Origin of the sequence: Promicromonospora kroppenstedtii, from assembly GCF_044389675.1 — a bacterium.
GTDB classification, from domain to species: domain Bacteria; phylum Actinomycetota; class Actinomycetes; order Actinomycetales; family Cellulomonadaceae; genus Promicromonospora; species Promicromonospora kroppenstedtii.
In genome coordinates this window covers 1-16,988 of the sequence record NZ_JBIRYI010000004.1, presented here as the reverse complement: position 1 = coordinate 16,988, position 16,988 = coordinate 1, and the positions used below count along the sequence as shown (strand labels likewise).

The 16,988-nt window shown below is 72.0% G+C and carries 17 protein-coding genes; 7 read left to right on the top strand and 10 right to left on the bottom strand.

From position 1 onward, the window contains the following. Positions 1 to 132: 132 nt before the first annotated feature. Together ACH47X_RS07565 and ACH47X_RS07560 are read left to right on the top strand one after the other, a co-directional pair. Positions 133 to 510, top strand: a complete 378-nt coding sequence (locus ACH47X_RS07565) for an SHOCT domain-containing protein (RefSeq protein WP_036960615.1) — start codon at positions 133 to 135, stop codon at positions 508 to 510. Positions 511 to 520: 10 nt separating this feature from the next. Next, positions 521 to 1,876 carry a hypothetical protein gene (locus tag ACH47X_RS07560; RefSeq protein WP_397402926.1) on the top strand — a complete coding sequence of 452 codons (1,356 nt, stop codon included), beginning with the start codon at positions 521 to 523 and terminating at the stop codon, positions 1,874 to 1,876. Here ACH47X_RS07560 and ACH47X_RS07555 read toward each other — a convergent pair. From ACH47X_RS07555 to ACH47X_RS07545, 3 genes are read right to left on the bottom strand one after another with little or no spacing between them, the layout of a single operon-like run. Beyond that, positions 1,821 to 2,924 (bottom strand): NAD(P)-binding domain-containing protein, encoded by a 1,104-nt coding sequence (locus ACH47X_RS07555; RefSeq protein ID WP_397403479.1) that lies wholly within the window; start codon positions 2,922 to 2,924, stop codon positions 1,821 to 1,823. The two genes, ACH47X_RS07560 and ACH47X_RS07555, sit on opposite strands and share 56 nt — an antisense overlap. A 45-nt stretch (positions 2,925 to 2,969) precedes the next feature. After that, positions 2,970 to 3,515 carry a TetR/AcrR family transcriptional regulator gene (locus ACH47X_RS07550; RefSeq protein ID WP_397402924.1) on the bottom strand — a complete coding sequence of 182 codons (546 nt, stop codon included), beginning with the start codon at positions 3,513 to 3,515 and terminating at the stop codon, positions 2,970 to 2,972. A 2-nt stretch (positions 3,516 to 3,517) separates the two neighbouring features. Then, positions 3,518 to 4,111 (bottom strand): sugar O-acetyltransferase, encoded by a 594-nt coding sequence (locus ACH47X_RS07545; protein ID WP_397402922.1) that lies wholly within the window; start codon positions 4,109 to 4,111, stop codon positions 3,518 to 3,520. A 58-nt stretch (positions 4,112 to 4,169) separates the two neighbouring features. Here ACH47X_RS07545 and ACH47X_RS07540 point away from each other — a divergent pair, with 58 nt between their 5' ends. Continuing rightward, positions 4,170 to 5,384 (top strand): MFS transporter, encoded by a 1,215-nt coding sequence (locus ACH47X_RS07540; RefSeq protein ID WP_397402920.1) that lies wholly within the window; start codon positions 4,170 to 4,172, stop codon positions 5,382 to 5,384. 135 nt (positions 5,385 to 5,519) lie between these two features. Here ACH47X_RS07540 and ACH47X_RS07535 read toward each other — a convergent pair whose 3' ends face one another. From ACH47X_RS07535 to ACH47X_RS07520, 4 genes are read right to left on the bottom strand one after another with little or no spacing between them, the layout of a single operon-like run. Further along, a complete protein-coding gene (locus ACH47X_RS07535; protein ID WP_397402918.1) occupies positions 5,520 to 6,854 on the bottom strand; it encodes an ABC transporter substrate-binding protein in 1,335 nt (444 codons plus the stop codon). Between the two features lie 20 nt (positions 6,855 to 6,874). Beyond that, positions 6,875 to 7,756, bottom strand: coding sequence for a carbohydrate ABC transporter permease (locus tag ACH47X_RS07530; RefSeq protein ID WP_397402916.1), 882 nt, complete (start codon positions 7,754 to 7,756; stop codon positions 6,875 to 6,877). An 11-nt stretch (positions 7,757 to 7,767) separates the two neighbouring features. Then, positions 7,768 to 8,661, bottom strand: coding sequence for a carbohydrate ABC transporter permease (locus ACH47X_RS07525; protein WP_397402914.1), 894 nt, complete (start codon positions 8,659 to 8,661; stop codon positions 7,768 to 7,770). After that, a complete protein-coding gene (locus tag ACH47X_RS07520) occupies positions 8,658 to 11,387 on the bottom strand; it encodes a hypothetical protein (RefSeq protein WP_397402912.1) in 2,730 nt (909 codons plus the stop codon). Before ACH47X_RS07520 ends, ACH47X_RS07525 begins: the two co-directional genes overlap by 4 nt. An 89-nt stretch (positions 11,388 to 11,476) precedes the next feature. Here ACH47X_RS07520 and ACH47X_RS07515 point away from each other — a divergent pair, with 89 nt between their 5' ends. Next, positions 11,477 to 12,673 (top strand): ROK family protein, encoded by a 1,197-nt coding sequence (locus ACH47X_RS07515; protein WP_397402910.1) that lies wholly within the window; start codon positions 11,477 to 11,479, stop codon positions 12,671 to 12,673. Here the strand turns inward: ACH47X_RS07515 and ACH47X_RS07510 are convergent. Next, on the bottom strand, positions 12,658 to 13,065 hold the full coding sequence (locus tag ACH47X_RS07510) for a CBS domain-containing protein (protein WP_397402908.1): 408 nt from the start codon (positions 13,063 to 13,065) through the stop codon (positions 12,658 to 12,660). The genes ACH47X_RS07515 and ACH47X_RS07510 overlap by 16 nt on opposite strands. A 251-nt stretch (positions 13,066 to 13,316) precedes the next feature. On the opposite strand from ACH47X_RS07510, the gene ACH47X_RS07505 reads away from it, so the two are divergent. Beyond that, on the top strand, positions 13,317 to 14,279 hold the full coding sequence (locus tag ACH47X_RS07505; RefSeq protein ID WP_397402906.1) for a zinc-dependent alcohol dehydrogenase family protein: 963 nt from the start codon (positions 13,317 to 13,319) through the stop codon (positions 14,277 to 14,279). Between the two features lie 2 nt (positions 14,280 to 14,281). Here ACH47X_RS07505 and ACH47X_RS07500 read toward each other — a convergent pair whose 3' ends face one another. Next, positions 14,282 to 14,869 carry a TetR/AcrR family transcriptional regulator gene (locus ACH47X_RS07500; RefSeq protein ID WP_397402904.1) on the bottom strand — a complete coding sequence of 196 codons (588 nt, stop codon included), beginning with the start codon at positions 14,867 to 14,869 and terminating at the stop codon, positions 14,282 to 14,284. A gap of 87 nt (positions 14,870 to 14,956) precedes the next feature. Between ACH47X_RS07500 and ACH47X_RS07495 the strand changes: the two genes are divergently transcribed. Both ACH47X_RS07495 and ACH47X_RS07490 read left to right on the top strand, forming a co-directional pair. Further along, positions 14,957 to 15,391 (top strand): VOC family protein, encoded by a 435-nt coding sequence (locus ACH47X_RS07495; RefSeq protein WP_397402902.1) that lies wholly within the window; start codon positions 14,957 to 14,959, stop codon positions 15,389 to 15,391. A gap of 49 nt (positions 15,392 to 15,440) precedes the next feature. Next, positions 15,441 to 16,130 (top strand): CPBP family glutamic-type intramembrane protease, encoded by a 690-nt coding sequence (locus ACH47X_RS07490; RefSeq protein WP_397402900.1) that lies wholly within the window; start codon positions 15,441 to 15,443, stop codon positions 16,128 to 16,130. Here ACH47X_RS07490 and ACH47X_RS07485 read toward each other — a convergent pair. Beyond that, positions 16,131 to 16,988 (bottom strand): HNH endonuclease (locus ACH47X_RS07485; RefSeq protein ID WP_397402898.1); only part of this gene is annotated, 858 nt, incomplete at its 5' end.

The following is a 16,988-nucleotide window of genomic DNA, read 5'->3' as shown; positions in this document are numbered from 1 at the left end:
GTACCCTCCCGGCCCGACGTCCCCGGTCAGCGCGGGCGCAACCCGGTCCTCGCGGTTACTTTGAAAAGACGGATCGGGCATTCCACCGGTCCGTTCCGAACCATCGGATGGCCGTCGAGAACGGGGCGAGTCATGGATTTCTGGGATTTCTTCTGGCTGATGGTCTACAGCTTCTTCTTCGTGGCGTACCTGATGGTGCTGTTCCAGATCATCGCGGACCTCTTCCGCGACCACGAGCTCTCCGGCTGGTGGAAGGCGCTGTGGATCATCTTCCTCATCTTCCTGCCGGTCCTCACCGCGCTCGTCTACCTCATCGCCCGCGGGCGGGGCATGGCCGAGCGGCACGCCGAGGGGATGGCGCAGGCGCAGAAGGCGACCGAGACCTACATCCGCGAGGTCGCGACGGGTCCCTCGCCCGCCGACCAGATCGCGAGCGCCAAGGCGCTGCTCGACGCCGGCACCATCTCGCCGGCGGAGTTCGAGCGGTTGAAGTCCAAGGCGCTCGTCTGAGGCAGGAACCGTGAACGACGCCGCCGACCCGCCCGACGCGGCGGACCCGGCCGCCCGGCTGGCCGCCCTGGAGCGAGAGAACGAAGAGCTCCGGAAGCGGCTGGCCGGGGTGGCCCGGGCCGGCGCGGCGGCCCCGGCCACCCCCGCCCCGGAACACCACCGTGCGCGCACCGCGACCGCCGTGGTGCTGATCCTCCTGGGCGCCCTCCTGGCCCCCGTCGGCGTGGTCGCCGCGTGGGCCGAGCGCACCCTGACCGACACCGACCGCTACGTCGCCACGGTGGCGCCCCTGGCCCGGGAGCCGGTGGTGCAGCAGGCCGTGGCCGGCCGGCTGACCACCGCCGTCATGGACGAGATCGACGTCGGCGCGGTGCTCAAGGACGTGCAGGACGGTCTTAACGAACGCGACATCGCCCCCCGGGCAGCACAAGCCATCACCGCCCTGGAGGGCCCGCTGACCAGCGGCGTCGAGTCCTTCGTCCGCAACGCGGCCGACCGCGTGGTGGAGAGCGACCAGTTCGAGTCCGCCTGGACCCAGGCCAACCGGGTGGCGCACGAACAGCTCGTCGACGTCATGCGCGGCACCGGGGGCGACATCGCCCAGATCAGCCAGAACGGCGAGCTGACCATCCAGCTCGGCGGCCTCGTCGACATCCTCAAGCAACGCCTCGTGGACCGGGGCCTCGCGCTCGCGGGCAACCTGCCGACGATCAACGCCACGTTCACCGTGATGCAGAGCAGCCAGCTCGTCGAGATCCAGAACCGGTACGCCCAGGTCGTCGCACTGGGCACCTGGCTCCCGTGGATCGTGCTGGTGCTGCTCGGCGCCGGCGTCGTCGCCGCCGTGCACCACCTGCGCGCCCTGGTCGTGGCCGGCCTCGCGCTCGCCGGCGCGATGCTGCTCCTGGCGATCGGCCTGGCCGTCGCACGCGGGCTCTACCTCGACGCGCTCAGCGGCAAGGTCCTGCGCCTGGACGCCGCCGGGATCCTGTTCGACCAGCTCGTCTCGTTCCTGCGCATCACCCTGCGCACCGTCGGGATGCTCGGCATCGTGGTGGCGCTCGCCGCCTACCTGGGCGGCTCGAGCGCGTCCGCGCGCGGCCTGCGCGCCGGGATCGGCAAGGGCATGAGCCGCACCCGCGCCTGGGCCGAGGGCCGGGGCGTGTCCACCGGCGCGACGGGAGTGTGGCTCGCGCGCTACCGGGGCGTCGCCCGGGCGGCCGTGATCGCGCTCGCGGTGCTCGTGATCCTGCTCGCCGGCAGCCCGACGCCGGCGCTGATCGTCGGTGTCGCCGCCGGGGCCGTGGTGCTCATCCTGCTGATCGAGCTGGTAGCACGGCCGGGAGCCGCCGAACCACCGCCGTGACGGCCTCGCGGCCCGCCCGGTTGGCACCGACCGTCGACTGCGACGGCCCGAACCCGATGAGGTGCACGCGGGGCTCGACGGCCGGCTGGGTGCCCTGCATGGTGATGCCGCCCAGCTCGTTGCGCAGGCCCAGCGGGCCCAGGTGTGCCAGGTCGGCCTTGAACCCGGTGGCCCACAGGATGGCGTCGAGCGGGGTCAGGCTGCCGTCCGCCTCACGGACGCCGTCGGGCTCGATCGCCGTGAACATGGGCCGCCGCTGAAGGGCGCCACGTTCCTTGGCGGCCAGCGCGTACGGCGTCCAGACCAGCCCGGTGTAGGAGACGACGCTCCCCGTGGGCCGGCCGGCGTCGACGTCCGCCATGACCTTGGCGATGGTCTCGCGGCCGAGGGTCTCGCTACGGAACTCGTCGTGGAAGACGGGCTCGCGCCGGGTGTACCAGCGGGTGGTCGCCACGCGCGAGATCTCCTCCAGGAGCTGCAGCGCCGAGATCCCGCCGCCGACGACGGCGACGCGCTGCCCCGCGAATTCCTCGGCCCGCACGTAGTCGCGCGTGTGGAGCTGCCGGCCGCGGAACGTGTCCTGCCCCGGGTAGCGCGGCAGCACGGGGTTGGTCCAGGTGCCGGTCGCGTTGATGACGGCGGACGTGGTCCACGACCCGTGGTCGGTGGTCACCACGAGATCGCCGTCGGGGTCGTCGTCGGCGCGCCGGACGGCGACCACGCGCACCGGGCGCAGGATCGGGAAGCCGAACTCCCGTTCGTACCCGGCGAAGTAGCGCGGGACGGCCGACCGGCTGGGCTCGGCCGCGTCGACCGGGGGCTGGGCCAGGCCCGGGAGGTCGAAGATCCCGTTGACCGTGGCCATCCGCAGGGACTCCCAGCGATGCTGCCAGGCCCCGCCCGGCGCAGGGTTGGCGTCGAGCAGCACGTAGGTGCGCTCGGCCTCCGGCTCGTCGAGAGCGCTCACGAAGCCCCGGCGCCGCAGGTGGTAAGCGGCCGACAGGCCGGCTTGCCCGGCCCCGATCACCACGACGGTCGCCCGCCTCATCTCGCTCACACCAGGGACAACAGTCCGCCGCGGAGGTTGTTCCGGCTAGGCGGGGGTTGTGATGCGCCGCACGGCCTCGGTGACCGTCCCGGGCTGCGGCGCCTCGGTGTCGAGGGCCCGGTGGATGGTCAGGCCCTCGATCAGGGCGTCGAGCAGCCGTGCCGTGACCGGGTCGAAGTGCCGCTCCAGGGCGGCCCGGGACCGCGCCATCCACGCGTTGGTCAGCTCGCGGTAGGCAGGCTCGCGGGACGCGAGCGTGTAGAGCTCGTGGGTCAGCACGAGGTCGTGCTGCGTGCCGAACACGTCCTGCGTGATGATCGCGACGACGGCGGCCCGCGCGCTCTCCAGGTCGGTCGCCTCGCTCATCCGCTGCTCGAACCCGTCGCTCCCGGCCCGCGCGAACCGGCCGAACGCCTCGCGCAGCAGCTCGTCCATCCCGGCGAAGTGGTAGGTCATGGAGCCGAGCGGCACGTCGGCGGCGGCGGCCACCTTGCGGTGCGAGACACCGGCCACGCCCACCTCGGCGATCAGGTCGAGGCAGACGTCGATGATCCGGCTCCTGCGGTCGGGGTCGTGCCGTCGCCCGGTCACGGTCAGCCCTCGGTGATGTCGCGGACCACGCGGGCGGGGTTGCCCACGGCGACGACGTTCGCCGGCAGGTCGCGGGTGACGACGGCGCCGGCCCCGACCACGGTGTTGTCGCCGATCGTCACGCCGGGGCAGACGATGACGCCGCCGCCGAGCCAGACGTTGTCGCCGATCGTGATGGGCTGCGCGGCCTCGAGCTTGTCCCGGCGCGGGGTGGGCTCGACGGGGTGGGTCGGCGTGAGGAGCTGCACGTTCGGCCCGATCTGGCAGTCGGCGCCGATAGTGATCGTCGCGACGTCCAAGGCCGTCAGGTTGTAGTTGGCGAAGGTGCGCGGGCCGACGTGGATGTTGCCGCCGTAGTCGACGAACAGCGGGGGCTTGACGTAGGCGTCCTCACCCAGGGTGCCGAGCAGGTCGTCCAGGATGGCGCGGGCGCCGTCGTCGCCCGCGACCGATGCGCGGTGGTAGGCGTCGGCGAGGGCGACGCCGCGCTGGGCGAGACGCACGCTCTCCGGGTCCTGACCGCCGATGTACAGGTCGCCGGCGAGCATGCGCTCGTGGTGGGTGCGGGGGTCGCCGGCGAAGTAGTCGTGAGCCATGCGCACAGCGTAGCGGGCGATGTGTACGAACGTACGTAACGCAGGTACGCTCGTCGGCATGTCGCTCTCCCCGGACGCCCGTCCGCCGCTCGCCCTCCGGCGTGCCCGCGCCGCCGTCGGCGCGCTGTTCCTGACCAACGGCGCCCTGTACGCCAACCTGGTGCCGCGCCTGCCGGAGATCAAGACCGCCCTCGACCTCGACAACGCGTCCTACGGCCTGGCCATCGCCGCGTTCCCGACCGGCGCCATCGTCTCCGGGCTCGCGGCGGGCTGGATGGTGCGCCGGTTCGGCTCGGGGCGGGTCGCGGTGGTCGGCACCGTGCTGACCGGGCTCGGCACCCTGGCCGCGGGACTCTCGCCGACGTTCGCGCTGCTCGTGGCCGCCCTGTTCCTCGGCGGAGCGTCCGACTCGATCACCGACGTGGGGCAGAACACCCACGGGCTGCGCGTGCAGCGCCGCTACGGTCGGTCCATCATCAACGGCTTCCACGCGGTGTGGTCCATCGGCGCGGTGCTGGGCGGGTCCATGGCCGCGGGCGCCATCGCGCTCGGCCTGCCGCTGCAGGTGCACCTGGGCATCTCGCTGGCGATCTTCGCGACCGTGGCGGTCGTGTCCCTGCGCTTCCTCCTGCCCGGGAAGGACGACGAGACCGCCGACAACGACGCCGCGCCCGTCTCCCGGGCGACCGGGATGCGCGCCCCGCGTCTGAGCGCGCGCACGCTGGCCATCATCACGGCGCTCGTCCTGATCGGGATCGGCGGGGCCCTCGTGGAGGACGCCGGCAGCTCCTGGGCCACGCTCTACCTCTCGGCCGGCCTCGGCGCCCCGGCCGCGCTGGCCGCCACCGCCTACGTGTCGCTCGTCGGCGCCCAGACCGTGGGCCGGCTGCTCGGCGACCGCCTGGTGGACCGGTTCGGGCAGCGCACGGTCGCCTGCGCGGGCGGCGTGATCATCGCGCTCGGCATGGGCCTGGCGCTGGCCTGGCCCACCGTGCCCGGCACGATCGCCGGGTTCGCCGCCGCCGGGTTCGGCAGCGCGACGCTGATCCCCGCCGCCATGCACGAGGCCGACGAGCTGCCGGGTCTGCGCCCCGGCACGGGCCTGACCGTCGTGTCGTGGCTGCTGCGGCTCGGGTTCCTGTTCTCCCCGCCGCTCGTGGGCCTGGTCGCCGACTCGGCGGGCCTGCGCACCGGCCTGCTGGTGGTGCCGATCGCGGGGGTGCTGGTCATGCTGCTGTCGCCGGTGCTGAAGGGCCGAGTCTCCCGGGCGTGACCGCCCCCTCCCCTTTGAGGCCTAAGTTTCTTCGCTTTGGGGCATCCCAAAGCGAAGAAACTTAGGCCTCGAAGGAGAGATCCGTCGGCCCGTCGGGGTCGGCCCGTCGGGGTCGGCCCGTCGGGGTCAGCCGAGTCAGGAGCCGTCGAAGAGCGCGTTGACCTGCTCGTTCGCCTCGGTCAGCGAGCTGACGTCGGCCTTGCCGCCCAGCACCTCGTCCATCGCGGGGGTCATGATCGCGTGCACGTCGGAGGCATGGTCGGTCACCGGGAAGAGGAACGTGGTGCCGTCCTCGACGTGGGTGGTGAACGGCGAGACGTCGATCCCCTTCTCGGCGAACGCCTCGGTGGCGATCTCGGCCGAGCTGGTGATCGCAGGGAAGACGACGCCGGCCGCGCCCACGAGGTCCTGGCAGTCGGTCGAGCCCAGGAACGCGACCCACTTGGCTGCACCCTCGGGGTTGTCCGTGCCCGCCCAGACGGAGTCCGCCAGTCCGTTGAACATGCTCGCCCGCTGCCCGTTCGGGCCGGTGGGCGTGGGCGCCAGGCCGACGTCGACGCCGTCGTACCCGAAGTACGTGGAGAGCATCCAGTCGCCGCTGATGTTGATGGCGGACTTGCCCGCGCCGAAGTTGTCGTTCACCGAGGCGCCGATCGTGGTCTCCAGCGGCGGCGCGTACCCCTTCTCGATCAGGGAGTACCACCAGGCGATCGTGTCCTGGAACCGCGGGTCGTCGTAGTTGTAGTGCGTGCCCCAGGGGTTCTCGTCCGTGTGGGTCCAGCCCGTGGTGGCGGTGTACATGCTCCACTCGGTCTGGCCGTTCTCGTACCCGGCGCCGGGGATGCCCAGGCCGTAGACGGCGACGTTCTCCTTGTCGAAGCCCGGCTCGTCGCCCCGCACCCCGTTGGCGTCGACGGTCAGGCGCGCGATGGTCTCCTCGTACGTGCCGCCGTCGTCGGGGTTCCAGTCGAGGTCCTGCATGTCCTTCTCCGACAGCCCGGCGTCCTCGACCATCTTCTGGTTGTAGAAGATCGCGACGGTGTCCCAGTCCTTCGGCAGGCCGTACCGCTTGCCGTCCTGCGCGACCCACAGGTCCGCCAGCCCGGCCGAGTACTGGTCGAGGTCGACGTCGGCGATGTGGTCGTCCAGGGCCAGGAGCTGGCCGTTCGCGACGAACTCGGGGTACTTGGACACGTGGTCGGTGAACACGTCCGGGCCGGTACCCGACGAGAACGCCGTGGTCAGCGCCGACCAGTAGTCGTCCCACCCGCGCTGCGTGATCTTGACCGTCAGGTCGGGGTTGGCCTCGTGGAAGGCGTCGGCGCACTGCTGGTAGGCGGGCTGCTGGTTCGAGTCCCAGAGCCAGTAGTCGATCTGGCCCTCGGCCTCGACGCCGCCCGGGCCGCCCGCGCAGGCGGTCAGGGACAGGGACGCGAGGGCGACGGCGCCCGCGAGCATCTTTCGCTTCATGGTGTTCCTTTCCGCCCCGGCTACTTGATGCCGGAGAAACCGATGGAGTTGATGACCCGGCGCCCGAAGACGGCGTACAGGATCACGATGGGCAGGGCCGCGACGAGGGACGCGGCCATGAGCCCGGCCCAGTCGGGCGCGCCCTGCGGCGTCTGCGAGCGGAAGACGCCGAGAGCCACGGTGAGCACCTTGGACTCCTCCGTCTGACCCACCAGGAGCGGCCAGAAGTAGTCGTTCCAGGTGTTGATGAACGTGAGGATGCCGAGCGTCGTGACCGGAGCCGCCGAGATCGGCAGGATGATCCGGAAGAAGATGCGCCAGGGCTTGGCGCCGTCGATCATCGCCGCCTCGTCGATCTCCTGGGGGATGCCGAGAAAGAACTGCCGCATGAAGAAGATCGCGAACGGCGTCATGAACAGGCTCGGCAGCATGATCCCGGGCAGCGTGTTCAGCAGGCCCAGCGACTTGATCGTCAGGAAGTTCGGCAGCGAGGTGAAGATCGGCGGCACCAGGAGCGCCCCGAGGAAGACGGCGAACCAGGCGTCTCGCCCCGGCCAGCGCAGCCGCGCGAACGCGTAGGCCGCCATCGACGAGAACAGCACCTGGCCCACCGTCACGGCCGTGGCGACCACGAGCGAGTTGCGCAGGTAGAGCCAGAAGCTCAGGGACGCGCCCGAGCCACCCTCCGCCATCGCCTCCTCGGGCGTGGCCAGGCCGAACACCCGCTCGAACGGTCCGAGCGTGAAGTCGGCGGGCAGCAGCGAGAAGGACTGGGCGGCGAGCGCCTGGTTGTCCGAGAACGCGGTGCGCAGCATCCAGTAGAACGGCAGCACGGTGGCCAGCACGAAGAACCACAGCACGACCCAGGCGAGCAGCCGGCCCCAGGTGATCCGTGTACGCATGTGCGCTCCCATCAGGTCAGGTCGGACTCGCCGGCACGCAGCAGTCGCATCTGCGCGAAGGCGGCCCCGGCGAGGATGATGAACAGGACCACGGACATGGCGGACGCGTAGCCGAAGTGCCCGCGGGCGAACGCCTGCTCGTAGATGTAGAGCTGGAGCACGCGGGAGGCGTTGCCGGGTCCGCCGGCGGTGGTCACGGCCACCGTGTCGAAGACCTGGAAGGCTCCCGTGACGGTGATGACCAGCACGAGCACGAGCACGGGGCGCAGCAGGGGCAGGGTGATGCGCCAGAAGGTGCGCCACTCCCCCGCGCCGTCGACGGCGGCGGCCTCGTAGACGCTGGCCGGGATCATCTGCAGGCCGGCGAACACGAGCAGGGCGGTGTACCCGAGGTGCCGCCAGGTGTTGACGCCGGCGATCGTGGCGACGGTCCACGCCTCGTCGCCGAAGAAGGCGACCTTGGGCAGCCCGACGGCGTCGATGACGGCGTTGACGATGCCGATGTTGTAGTCGAGCATCCAGAACCAGAGCAGGGCGACGACGACGTTGGCGATGAGGTACGGCAGCAGCAGGCTGCCGCGGATCAGCACCGACTTCGTCAGCCGGTGCATGAGCACCGCCAGCCCGACGGCGAGGACGGTCTGGAGCCCGATGTTCAGCACCACGTACAGGAACGTGACGCGGATGGCGTTCCAGAAGACGTCGTCCTGTGCCATGTCGACGTAGTTGCGCAGGCCCACGAAGACGGGGCTGCCCAGCACGTTGTACTCGGTGAGCGACAGGTAGGCGCCGCGCAGCGTCGGGTAGAGGTAGAAGACCAGGAACCCCAGGGCCGCGGGGGCGATCATCCCGAGCGCGGGCAGGAGCTGGTTGCGGGGCCGTCGGGCGACGGCGGCGGTGGTCATCGGTCGGCCTCGATCGCGTAGACCCGCACGTCCTCGCCCGGTACGACGGCGCGGAGCCTGCCCGCCGCGCGACTCTCCTGGCCGGTCCAGAGTTCGGTGACGTCGTACCGGCCGCCGTCCAGGCCCAGGTCGCGCAGCGCGAGGTCGGCCCGGCGCGGCGTCGCGCCGTAGTTGAACGCCGCGACGTAGGTGGTCCCTCCGTCGCGCAGCACGAACGTGTCGGCCGCGGTGAAGGCGTCGGGTCCGGCCTGCACCGGGGCGAACGACCGGCCGAGCTCGGCGAGGTGGTTGATGCCGGGGTTCTGCAGCAGGTCGCGGGCCCGCTCCTTGATGACGGGGTGGCCGGTGGCGGTGAGGTCCTCGCTGACCTGGTAGATACCCGTGATGGCGGCGGAGGTGACACGCGCCCGGTTCTGACCCTCGGGCCAGATGCTCGGGTACGGGTCGTCGAGCAGGTAGGCGTTGGCGTCGCCGTCGTACTCGTAGTTGCCGAACTGGACGTGGTCGCCGTCGTTGAAGGCGTAGACCTCGTCGAGCCACCAGCCGTAGGTCAGGGAGTTGAGCAGGTACTCGGTGCTCTTCTGGTAGCGGTCGGGCTGCGTGGGGTGCCAGTTGTTCAGGGCGCCGTGCACGTCGCACGAGATGCGGCGGGCGTGGGCGAACTCCGAGGCGAACAGGGGCGAGATGGCCAGGTCGACGAACATGTCGTCGCCGACGACGTCGACCACCTGTGCCATGCCCTGGCGGAAGGCCTGCTGGCCGGTGTGCACTCCCGTGTCGTACCAGTCGTCGGCCTCGACGTAGCCGTGGGTCAGGAAGTCGAGCTTGACGTAGCGCACGCCGAGCTCGCGGAACTTACCCAGCGCGATCCTGGCGCGGTTCTGCACGCCGGGGTTGGTCGGGTCGAGCGCCCAGGCGCCGTCGATGTTCACGGGCACCCCGTTCACCGTGAGCGCCATCTCGCGGTAGGTCTGGTTCTCGCAGGTGTCACAGAGCGCGGTGCCGCCGATCTTCTCGTCCAGGCCCTCGCGCCAGAAGTTGGCGAACGGCTGGAAGTACAGCGCCGGCTCCTGGCCGCGCGCCTTCACGTCGGCGACGTACCGCTCGAGCTCCGCCCAGGAGGTGTTCGGGTCCTCGAAGGCGTACTCGGGGGCGAGCATCTTGTCCCAGTAGGAGTCGACGCCCACGTAGGGGCCCTGGGCCGACGTCGTGTTCCGGAACCCGGGCGTCTCCTCGGCGAGGAACCGGGAGACCTCGTCCATGACGTCGGCGTCGCCGCCGCGGGCGCCGAGCCCGCCCCAGCTGTTGAAACCGAAGGGCGTGCCCTCGTCCCAGGTACGGGAGCCTGCCGCCTGCGCGGCCGCCTTGCCGAACGTCTCCATGCCTTCGCGCCAGTCCGGGAACAGGCCCACGAACATGCGCGGGGAGCGCACCGTGGTGCCGCTGACCTCGGCGTGCGGCTTGAGCTCGCGGTTGAACTGGTACTTGTTCATGCCGTCGCCGTAGTCGTAGCTCCAGTCGGTCAGGCCGGCCGCGGCCTGCAGCCGGTCCAGGCCGCCGCTGTCGTTCCCGTCGGCCACCACGCCGGACTTCCACGTGTCGCGGTCCAGGGAGCCGACGACGAGGCCGCGGCGCGAGGCGTCGTCGACGAACGCGGTGACCTCGAAGCTGCGCCGGGCGGGCGTCACGTCCTTGATCGCCGGGGTCTCGTAGCGGACCCAGTGGTCGTTGTCGAAGGGCACCAGCACCATGCGGTTGTCGCCGTTGCGACCGAGGTCCACCGAGCCGCGCCGGTCGGTCATGACCGGGACCATCATCGAGGTGGCGACCGGACCGTCGGTGCCCGTCACGTCGAGCCGCACCGAGAACGAGCGGTCGCCGTCGAACGCGAACTCCTGGCGCAGCGTGGGCAGGCCCTGCTTGGCGCAGGTGACGGTGGTGCGGCCGGTGAGCCGGCAGGCGCCGTCGTACTGCTTGGTGGTGACGAACTCGTCGCCCAGGCGCACGCCGCTGTAGAAGCCGGTCACGGTCTTGCGACCGCTCCAGCGGGCGTCGGCGGTGCCGCTGGCGAGCGAGTAGTCGATGACGACGTCGCCGCCGCGGAGGGCCGCGCTCCTGCCCCCCGGCTCGACCCAGGTCGGGTCGACGGGCACGGGGTCGGCCGCGTCGGGGTCGGTGAGCGTCCAGTCCTTGGCGGTCGCGCCGGCGACGTCGACCCGGTCCAGGTCGGGGCCGAGCGCACCGGCGGGGGCGCTGAAGGTCAGGCTGTTCTCACCCGCGCGCAGCGGCAGGTCCACGGTGGTGGTGCCCACGCGGTCCCAGCCGCCGGTGGAGGCGACCGGCACGGTGACGGCCGCGCCGCCGTCGGGCGTGACGGTCAGGGCGCGTGAGTCGTCACCGCTCAGGTAGTGCAGGGTCACCTCGTAGGTGCCGCCCTCGGGCGCGATGACGCCGGGGAGCGCCACCGTGGCGGACGGGTCGATGCTGCCGACCTTGCCCTCGCCCGAGCAGGCGGAGCAGCCGCTGCGGCTCGCGCCGTCGAGGACCACCTGGGTGGCCTCGGCCTCGACGGAGGCCGATCCGGGTGCGGCGGCGGTCGCGGCCGTGGCGGCGTCGGCTGCCGCGGGCACCACCCCCGCCGCGGCCACGACGGCGAGCGCCAGGCCGGTCGCGAGCCACGAACGGGTGGCGTGCCGCTTCTGGTCGGGTTCGGGCTGGACTGACATGGAAGCTCCTCCGGCGTCGTTGCTGGGTGCGGACACTCAAGCGTCTTTTTTTGTTGCTGTCAATTAAGTGACGCCGATAGAGTCGTGACATGTCCGCGAGAACTGCCGCACCCGCGCTCAGCCCGGCGGGGACGCGTGTCTTCCAGCAGCTGGTCCGGAGCGGGGACGCGTCGCGCACCGCCCTGGCCCGGGACACCGGCCTGACGCCGGGCGCGATCACGCGCGCCGTGCGGCCGCTGCTGGAGGCGGGGCTCCTGCTGGAGACGGGCGACCGGGCGTCCACCGACGGCGCGCTGGGGCGGCCCGCGACGATGGTGACCGTGCAGGCGGGGGCGCACCAGGTGATCGGCGTCAAGATCACCGCGGACCAGCTCTTCGGCGTCGTCTGCGACCTGCGGTGCCGGGTGCTGGACGAGGTCACCGTGCCGGTGGCCGACCACGCGCCCGACGCGATCGTCGGACAGATCGTGGACCTGGTCGACGGCCTGCGGGCGGGGCGGCCCGAGGTGGGCAGCGTGGGCCTGGCCGTGTCGGGCGACGTCGACGCCGCCTCGGGGCACGTGGCCTACTCACCGTTCCTGGCCTGGCACGACGTGCCGCTCGGCGAGCTCGTGGCGCAGCGCACGGGCCTGGCGACCACCGTGGAGAACGACGTGCGCGCCCTGCTGACCGGCGAGCGCTGGTACGGCGTGGGCCGCGGCATCTCGTCGCTGGCGCTCGTCACGGTCGGCACCGGCATCGGGTGCGCGCTGCTCGTCAACGGACAGGTGGTGCACGGCAGCTTCGGCGTGGCCGGCGAGGTGGGTCACGTGCTCGTGGACCCCGAGGGGCCGCTGTGCCACTGCGGCAACCGGGGCTGCGTCGAGGCCATCGCGGGGTCGGCCGGCATCCTGGAGCGCATGGCCCAGGCCGGGTTCGAGGGGCTCGGCATCGGCGACGTCGCCGACCTGGCACGCTCCGGGCAGCCCGACGCCGTACGGGTGCTCGCCGAGGCCGGCCGCGCCGTCGGCACGGGTATCGCGACGATCGCCAACCTGCTGGGGGCGCAGCACATCGTCATCACGGGCGAGGCGATCGGGAGCAGCCCGGGGGCCGGGGTCGGCTCCGGCGGCGAGCAGGACTACGACGTCATGGACCCGCACGTCCGGAGCGCGTTCGAGCAGCGGGCGTTCGGGTCAGCCGCGCGGTCCGAGATCGAGCTGCGACCGCTGCGGTTCGTCGACTGGGCCCGTGGTGCGGCGGCGTGCGCCGTCGAGGACTTCGTGACGCACTACGGCAGGTCCTGAGACCTGGTGGCGGCCGGCGTGCGGTCAGCCTCCCGGTCGAGGTCACCGAGCGAGACGATCCCGACGGCGACCTCGCCGTCGACCACCGGGATCCGCAGGGCGTCGGCAGCGTGCATCACGCCCGCAGCGACCTCCACGGGCACGTCGGGCCCGATCGTGACGAGGTCCTCGCTGGCCACCTCGCCGACCATCGCCTCGAGGCCGAGCCCCTCGGCCAGACCCCGGACGACGAGGTCCCGGTCGGTGACGATCCCGATGACGGTGGAACCGGCGCGGACCACGAGCGCGGTGACGTCCTGGACCGCCATCGCACGGGCCGCGGCCTCGAACGTCTCGGACATACCGATCGTCGTCGGCGCCGGCGTCATGACATCGGCGACTGTCTGGACCATGTCGCGCTCCTTCCTCCTCGGGGCCGGCGTCCGGGCATCGACACCAGCAACTCCCAACGTGCACCGCGGTCCAGCCACTCGCATCCGATTGACGAGCGATCCGGGCAGGGGGCACCGGGACCGGCGTCCGGGCAGGTCCGGACGCGGCATGTGAGGCAATCGTCCGGGCGTCGCTCTCACTTTCCCGAAGTGGACGCAGGCGTCCGTTAGCGTCCCCGGCGAAGCACCGGAACAACGCACGGAGACGAATGATGCGCGCAGTGACGATCCAGGAGTTCGGCGACCCGAGCGGGATGGTGGTCTCGAACCTCCCCACGCCGGTACCGGAACCCGGTCAGGTGGTCATCGAGAACGAGGCGATCGGGGTGGGCGGGGTCGACGCCGTCATCCGGCGCGGCACCCTCGGCGACTGGGGCTTCAGCACCGGGCTGGTGCCCGGCAGCGAGGTGGCCGGGACCGTGACGGCGGTCGGTGCGGGCGTCGACGGGTCGTGGGTGGGCCGCCGGGTCTGGGCGTTCACCGGCACGAGCGGCGGTTACGTCGAGCAGGCGGTCGCCCGGGTGGACGACGCCGTGGAGCTGCCCGCCGGGCTGTCAGCGACCGACGCGGTGACCCTCGGGAGCTCGGCGCCCGTGGCGCACTTCGCGCTCGCGCACGCCCATCTCGCCCCCGGCGAGTCCGTGCTGGTTCGCGGTGCGGCGGGCAGCATCGGCATCGCGGCGGTGGAGCTCGCGGTGCGTGGCGGGGCGAGTGCGGTGGCGGTGACGACGTCGTCCGCCGAACGAGGCGACCGCCTCCGCGAGCTGGGCGCGACCCACGTGCTCGACCGGTCCGGAGGTGGTGGCTCGGCGGCGCCGGCGGCCTACGACGTGATCGTCGACATCGTGGGCGGGGCCGGCACCCCGGAGTTCATCGACCGGCTCGCGCCGAACGGGCGCATGATCGCGGTCGGGGCGATCGCCGGGATGCCGCCGGCCGACTTCGGCGGGCGACTGCTGGCCGCGTTCCAGCAGTCGCGCACGTTCGGCACGCTGAGCCTCGACTCGGTGCCCGCCCCCGCCCTGGCCGCCGTCCGGGCCGAGCAGCTCGCGGCCGCGGCGCGCGGCGAGCTGCACGCGGTGGTGCACGACGTGCTGCCGCTCGACCAGGCAGCCGAGGCACACCGGCAGATGGACGCGGGGACGGTGTTCGGGCGGATCGTGCTGGTGCCGTGAGGTCACGGCTGCTGGACCCTGAGGCCCAGCAGAAGGCTGTCGAGCGCCCGCTCGGTCTGGACGAGCGCCTGCGGGCCCGGTGACCTGGCCAGCCACAGGGCCGCCTCGTTCATGGCACCGGAGAGCAGGCGGGTCAGGGGTTCGACGGGCTGGTCCGCGATGACCCCGGCCTCGACGAGGCCGGTCAGCGCCTCGGCGAGGTGGCGGGCGGAGGAGTCCTCGTCCATGGCGCGCCACTCGTCCCAGCCGAGGACGGCCGGGGCGTCCAGCAGGACGATCCGGCGCACCGTCGGATCGTGGCCGGCGGCGAGGAAGGCGTGGCAACCGGCGCGCAGCTGGTCCCACGGGCCGGTGTGCGCCTCGGCGGCCGCTGCGACCCGCTCCCCCAGCTCGTGCTGCACCTCGGCGACGACCGCGCGGAAGAGCCCGGCCTTGCTCTCGAAGTGGTGGTAGGCGGCCCCCTTGGTCACGCCGACCGCCTGCGCGACGTCGGCGAGGACGACGGCGTGGTAGCCGTCGGCGGCGAACCGCCTGCGCCCTTCCGCGAGGAGCGCCTGCCTCGTCGCCGCTCGCTGCTCCGCCCTGGTCATCCTCGTCCCCTCTCGTTCACATACCCTGGGTATGCTACTTTCACATACCCAGGGTATGCCAAACGGGAGAGTCGAAGGAGACGCGACATGACCACGCTCGGAAGCTTCTACCCGGTGATCGCGACGCGCGACGTCGCCGCCGCGCGCGAATTCTGGACCCGGCACCTCGGGTTCGAGGTCACCTTCGAGGCCGACTGGTACGTGAGCCTGCACCGGCCGGACGCCCCGCAGTACGAGCTCGCCCTGCTGGACCACACCCACCCGACGATCCCGGAGGGGCATCGCGTCCCGGTCCAGGGCGGGCTCCTGCTCAACTTCGAGGTCGACGACGTCGACGCGGAGCACCGGCGGCTCGTCGGCGAGGCGGGACTGCCGGAGCTGCTCGGCCTGCGCACGGAGGCGTTCGGGCAGCGGCACTTCATCGTGGGCGGGCCGGACGGGGTGCTGATCGACGTGATCACCGTGGTGCCGGCCGATGCGGAGTACGCGGGACAGTACGCCGAGGGGCATGTGCCGGGATAGCCGCGTGCCGCCTTGACCGTGCCCCCGGGGCACGGTCTGAACTGGTGCGATGGACACCAGAATCAGGACCGACCGGCCCGGCTGGCTCGAGATCGCGGTGGGGATCGCCGCGATGGCCGTGGTCGGCTTCGCGCTCCCGGCCCTGCTCAGCGACCAGATCGACTTGACGGGGGCGGTCGGGGGCGCGTTCCTGGCCTGCCTGTCGGGCATCGCGGGGATGGCCGGGTTCGGCGTGGCGGTCCTCGTGCGCCGGCGGCCGGTGGAGTCGTTCGGCGTCCGGCGGACCAGCGCGCGCTGGCTCTGGCTGGGCGTGGCGGGCGGTGCGGTCGCGCTGCTCGCCAAGGGTGTGCTGGTGCCGCTGTTCATGTGGCTGACCGACGCCCCGACGGACACCCAGGCCGGCTACGCCGCCGGAGCGAGCGGCGGTATCTGGCTGCTGGCGGTGACCGCGATCGGGCTGGTGGTGCTCACCCCCATCGGCGAGGAACTCCTCTTCCGCGGCGTGGTGACCACCGGCCTGCTCCGGTACGGGCCGGTGATCGCGACGGTCGGCAGCGCCGTGATCTTCGCGCTGCTGCACGGCATCAACGTGGTGCTCCCTGCCGCACTGGTCGTCGGGATCATCACCGCGGAGCTCCGCCGGCGCAGCGACTCGGTATGGCCGGGCGTGGTGGTGCACGCGTTCAACAACTCGATCACGGTGATCGCGTACGCGGTGGCGCCGGAGATCGCGGGCTAGTCAGGTGGGGTGGGTCCAGGAGAGGTCGGGGCGGCGGGTTCGACCGGGGGCCCGGTTGGCTGGGCGGTGCTGTGGTTGCTGGGCCGGGCGGATTTGGCGGGCTGGTGGGCTCGGTCGGTAGGGGATCGCTCCGTGGGCGAGCGTGGTGTGGCAGCCGATGGAGTAGCGGCTGCGTGGGATGCGGCCCGGGGCGGGGCCGGTCATGCCGACCGCGGGGGTCCAGGGCGGGGTGGCGGTGACGTCGCGGGTCGGGGTCGCGTCCGGAACGTAGTCGGGCTCGCTGGCCGCCGAGACGAGATCTGCCGAGGTATCTGCGACGAGTGCCGGCTTGCCTGCTGCCATGCTGCCAAGCCCGGTCGAGCTCGCGATCGATTCCGCCTCACGCGCTGAGGCAGTGGCACGCGCCGAGGGCACGCCAGGAAGGGCGGACGCGTCACGCGCGGGTGCCGTGTCCCGGCCCGGTGTCGTGTCACTGGTCCTTGCTGGGGCCGGTGGTGTGGACGCGACCGAGACATAGGTGTGCCCCGTCGGGGTGACCGTCTCGACCGCATGCCGACCATCGAGCTGGGTCGTCTTCTGCGACCAGCCCGGGGCCTGCTTCGCGTGATTACACCTCGCGCACAGGCCCTGCCCGTTGTCGAGACTGGTCGGGCCACCCTCTACATACGGCGTGATGTGGTCGGTGTGCCGGACCGGGGCGTCACACCACGTGGTGGCACAGATGCCCTGTTCCCTGGCCCGCAACAGGCTCGCGAGACCGTGCGGGTGGAACCGGGACGTGGACGTCGTGGCCAGGAGGCGCCCGTGGGGGTTGACGTAGATCGACCGCAGCCAGGCGGTGTCGGTGTCGATCGCGTG

Bases quoted from the DNA above. Each gene is read 5' to 3' on its own strand.
- ACH47X_RS07565 (WP_036960615.1), top strand. From the start codon at position 133: ATGGATTTCTGGGATTTCTTCTGGCTGATGGTCTACAGCTTCTTCTTC.
- ACH47X_RS07540 (WP_397402920.1), top strand. From the start codon at position 4,170: ATGTCGCTCTCCCCGGACGCCCGTCCGCCGCTCGCCCTCCGGCGTGCC.
- ACH47X_RS07490 (WP_397402900.1), top strand. From the start codon at position 15,441: ATGGACACCAGAATCAGGACCGACCGGCCCGGCTGGCTCGAGATCGCG.
- ACH47X_RS07505 (WP_397402906.1), top strand. From the start codon at position 13,317: ATGCGCGCAGTGACGATCCAGGAGTTCGGCGACCCGAGCGGGATGGTG.
- ACH47X_RS07545 (WP_397402922.1), bottom strand. From the start codon at position 4,111: ATGGCTCACGACTACTTCGCCGGCGACCCCCGCACCCACCACGAGCGC.
- ACH47X_RS07535 (WP_397402918.1), bottom strand. From the start codon at position 6,854: ATGAAGCGAAAGATGCTCGCGGGCGCCGTCGCCCTCGCGTCCCTGTCC.
- ACH47X_RS07525 (WP_397402914.1), bottom strand. From the start codon at position 8,661: ATGACCACCGCCGCCGTCGCCCGACGGCCCCGCAACCAGCTCCTGCCC.
- ACH47X_RS07520 (WP_397402912.1), bottom strand. From the start codon at position 11,387: ATGTCAGTCCAGCCCGAACCCGACCAGAAGCGGCACGCCACCCGTTCG.
- ACH47X_RS07530 (WP_397402916.1), bottom strand. From the start codon at position 7,756: ATGCGTACACGGATCACCTGGGGCCGGCTGCTCGCCTGGGTCGTGCTG.
- ACH47X_RS07500 (WP_397402904.1), bottom strand. From the start codon at position 14,869: ATGACCAGGGCGGAGCAGCGAGCGGCGACGAGGCAGGCGCTCCTCGCG.
- ACH47X_RS07555 (WP_397403479.1), bottom strand. From the start codon at position 2,924: ATGAGGCGGGCGACCGTCGTGGTGATCGGGGCCGGGCAAGCCGGCCTG.
- ACH47X_RS07495 (WP_397402902.1), top strand. From the start codon at position 14,957: ATGACCACGCTCGGAAGCTTCTACCCGGTGATCGCGACGCGCGACGTC.
- ACH47X_RS07515 (WP_397402910.1), top strand. From the start codon at position 11,477: ATGTCCGCGAGAACTGCCGCACCCGCGCTCAGCCCGGCGGGGACGCGT.
- ACH47X_RS07510 (WP_397402908.1), bottom strand. From the start codon at position 13,065: ATGGTCCAGACAGTCGCCGATGTCATGACGCCGGCGCCGACGACGATC.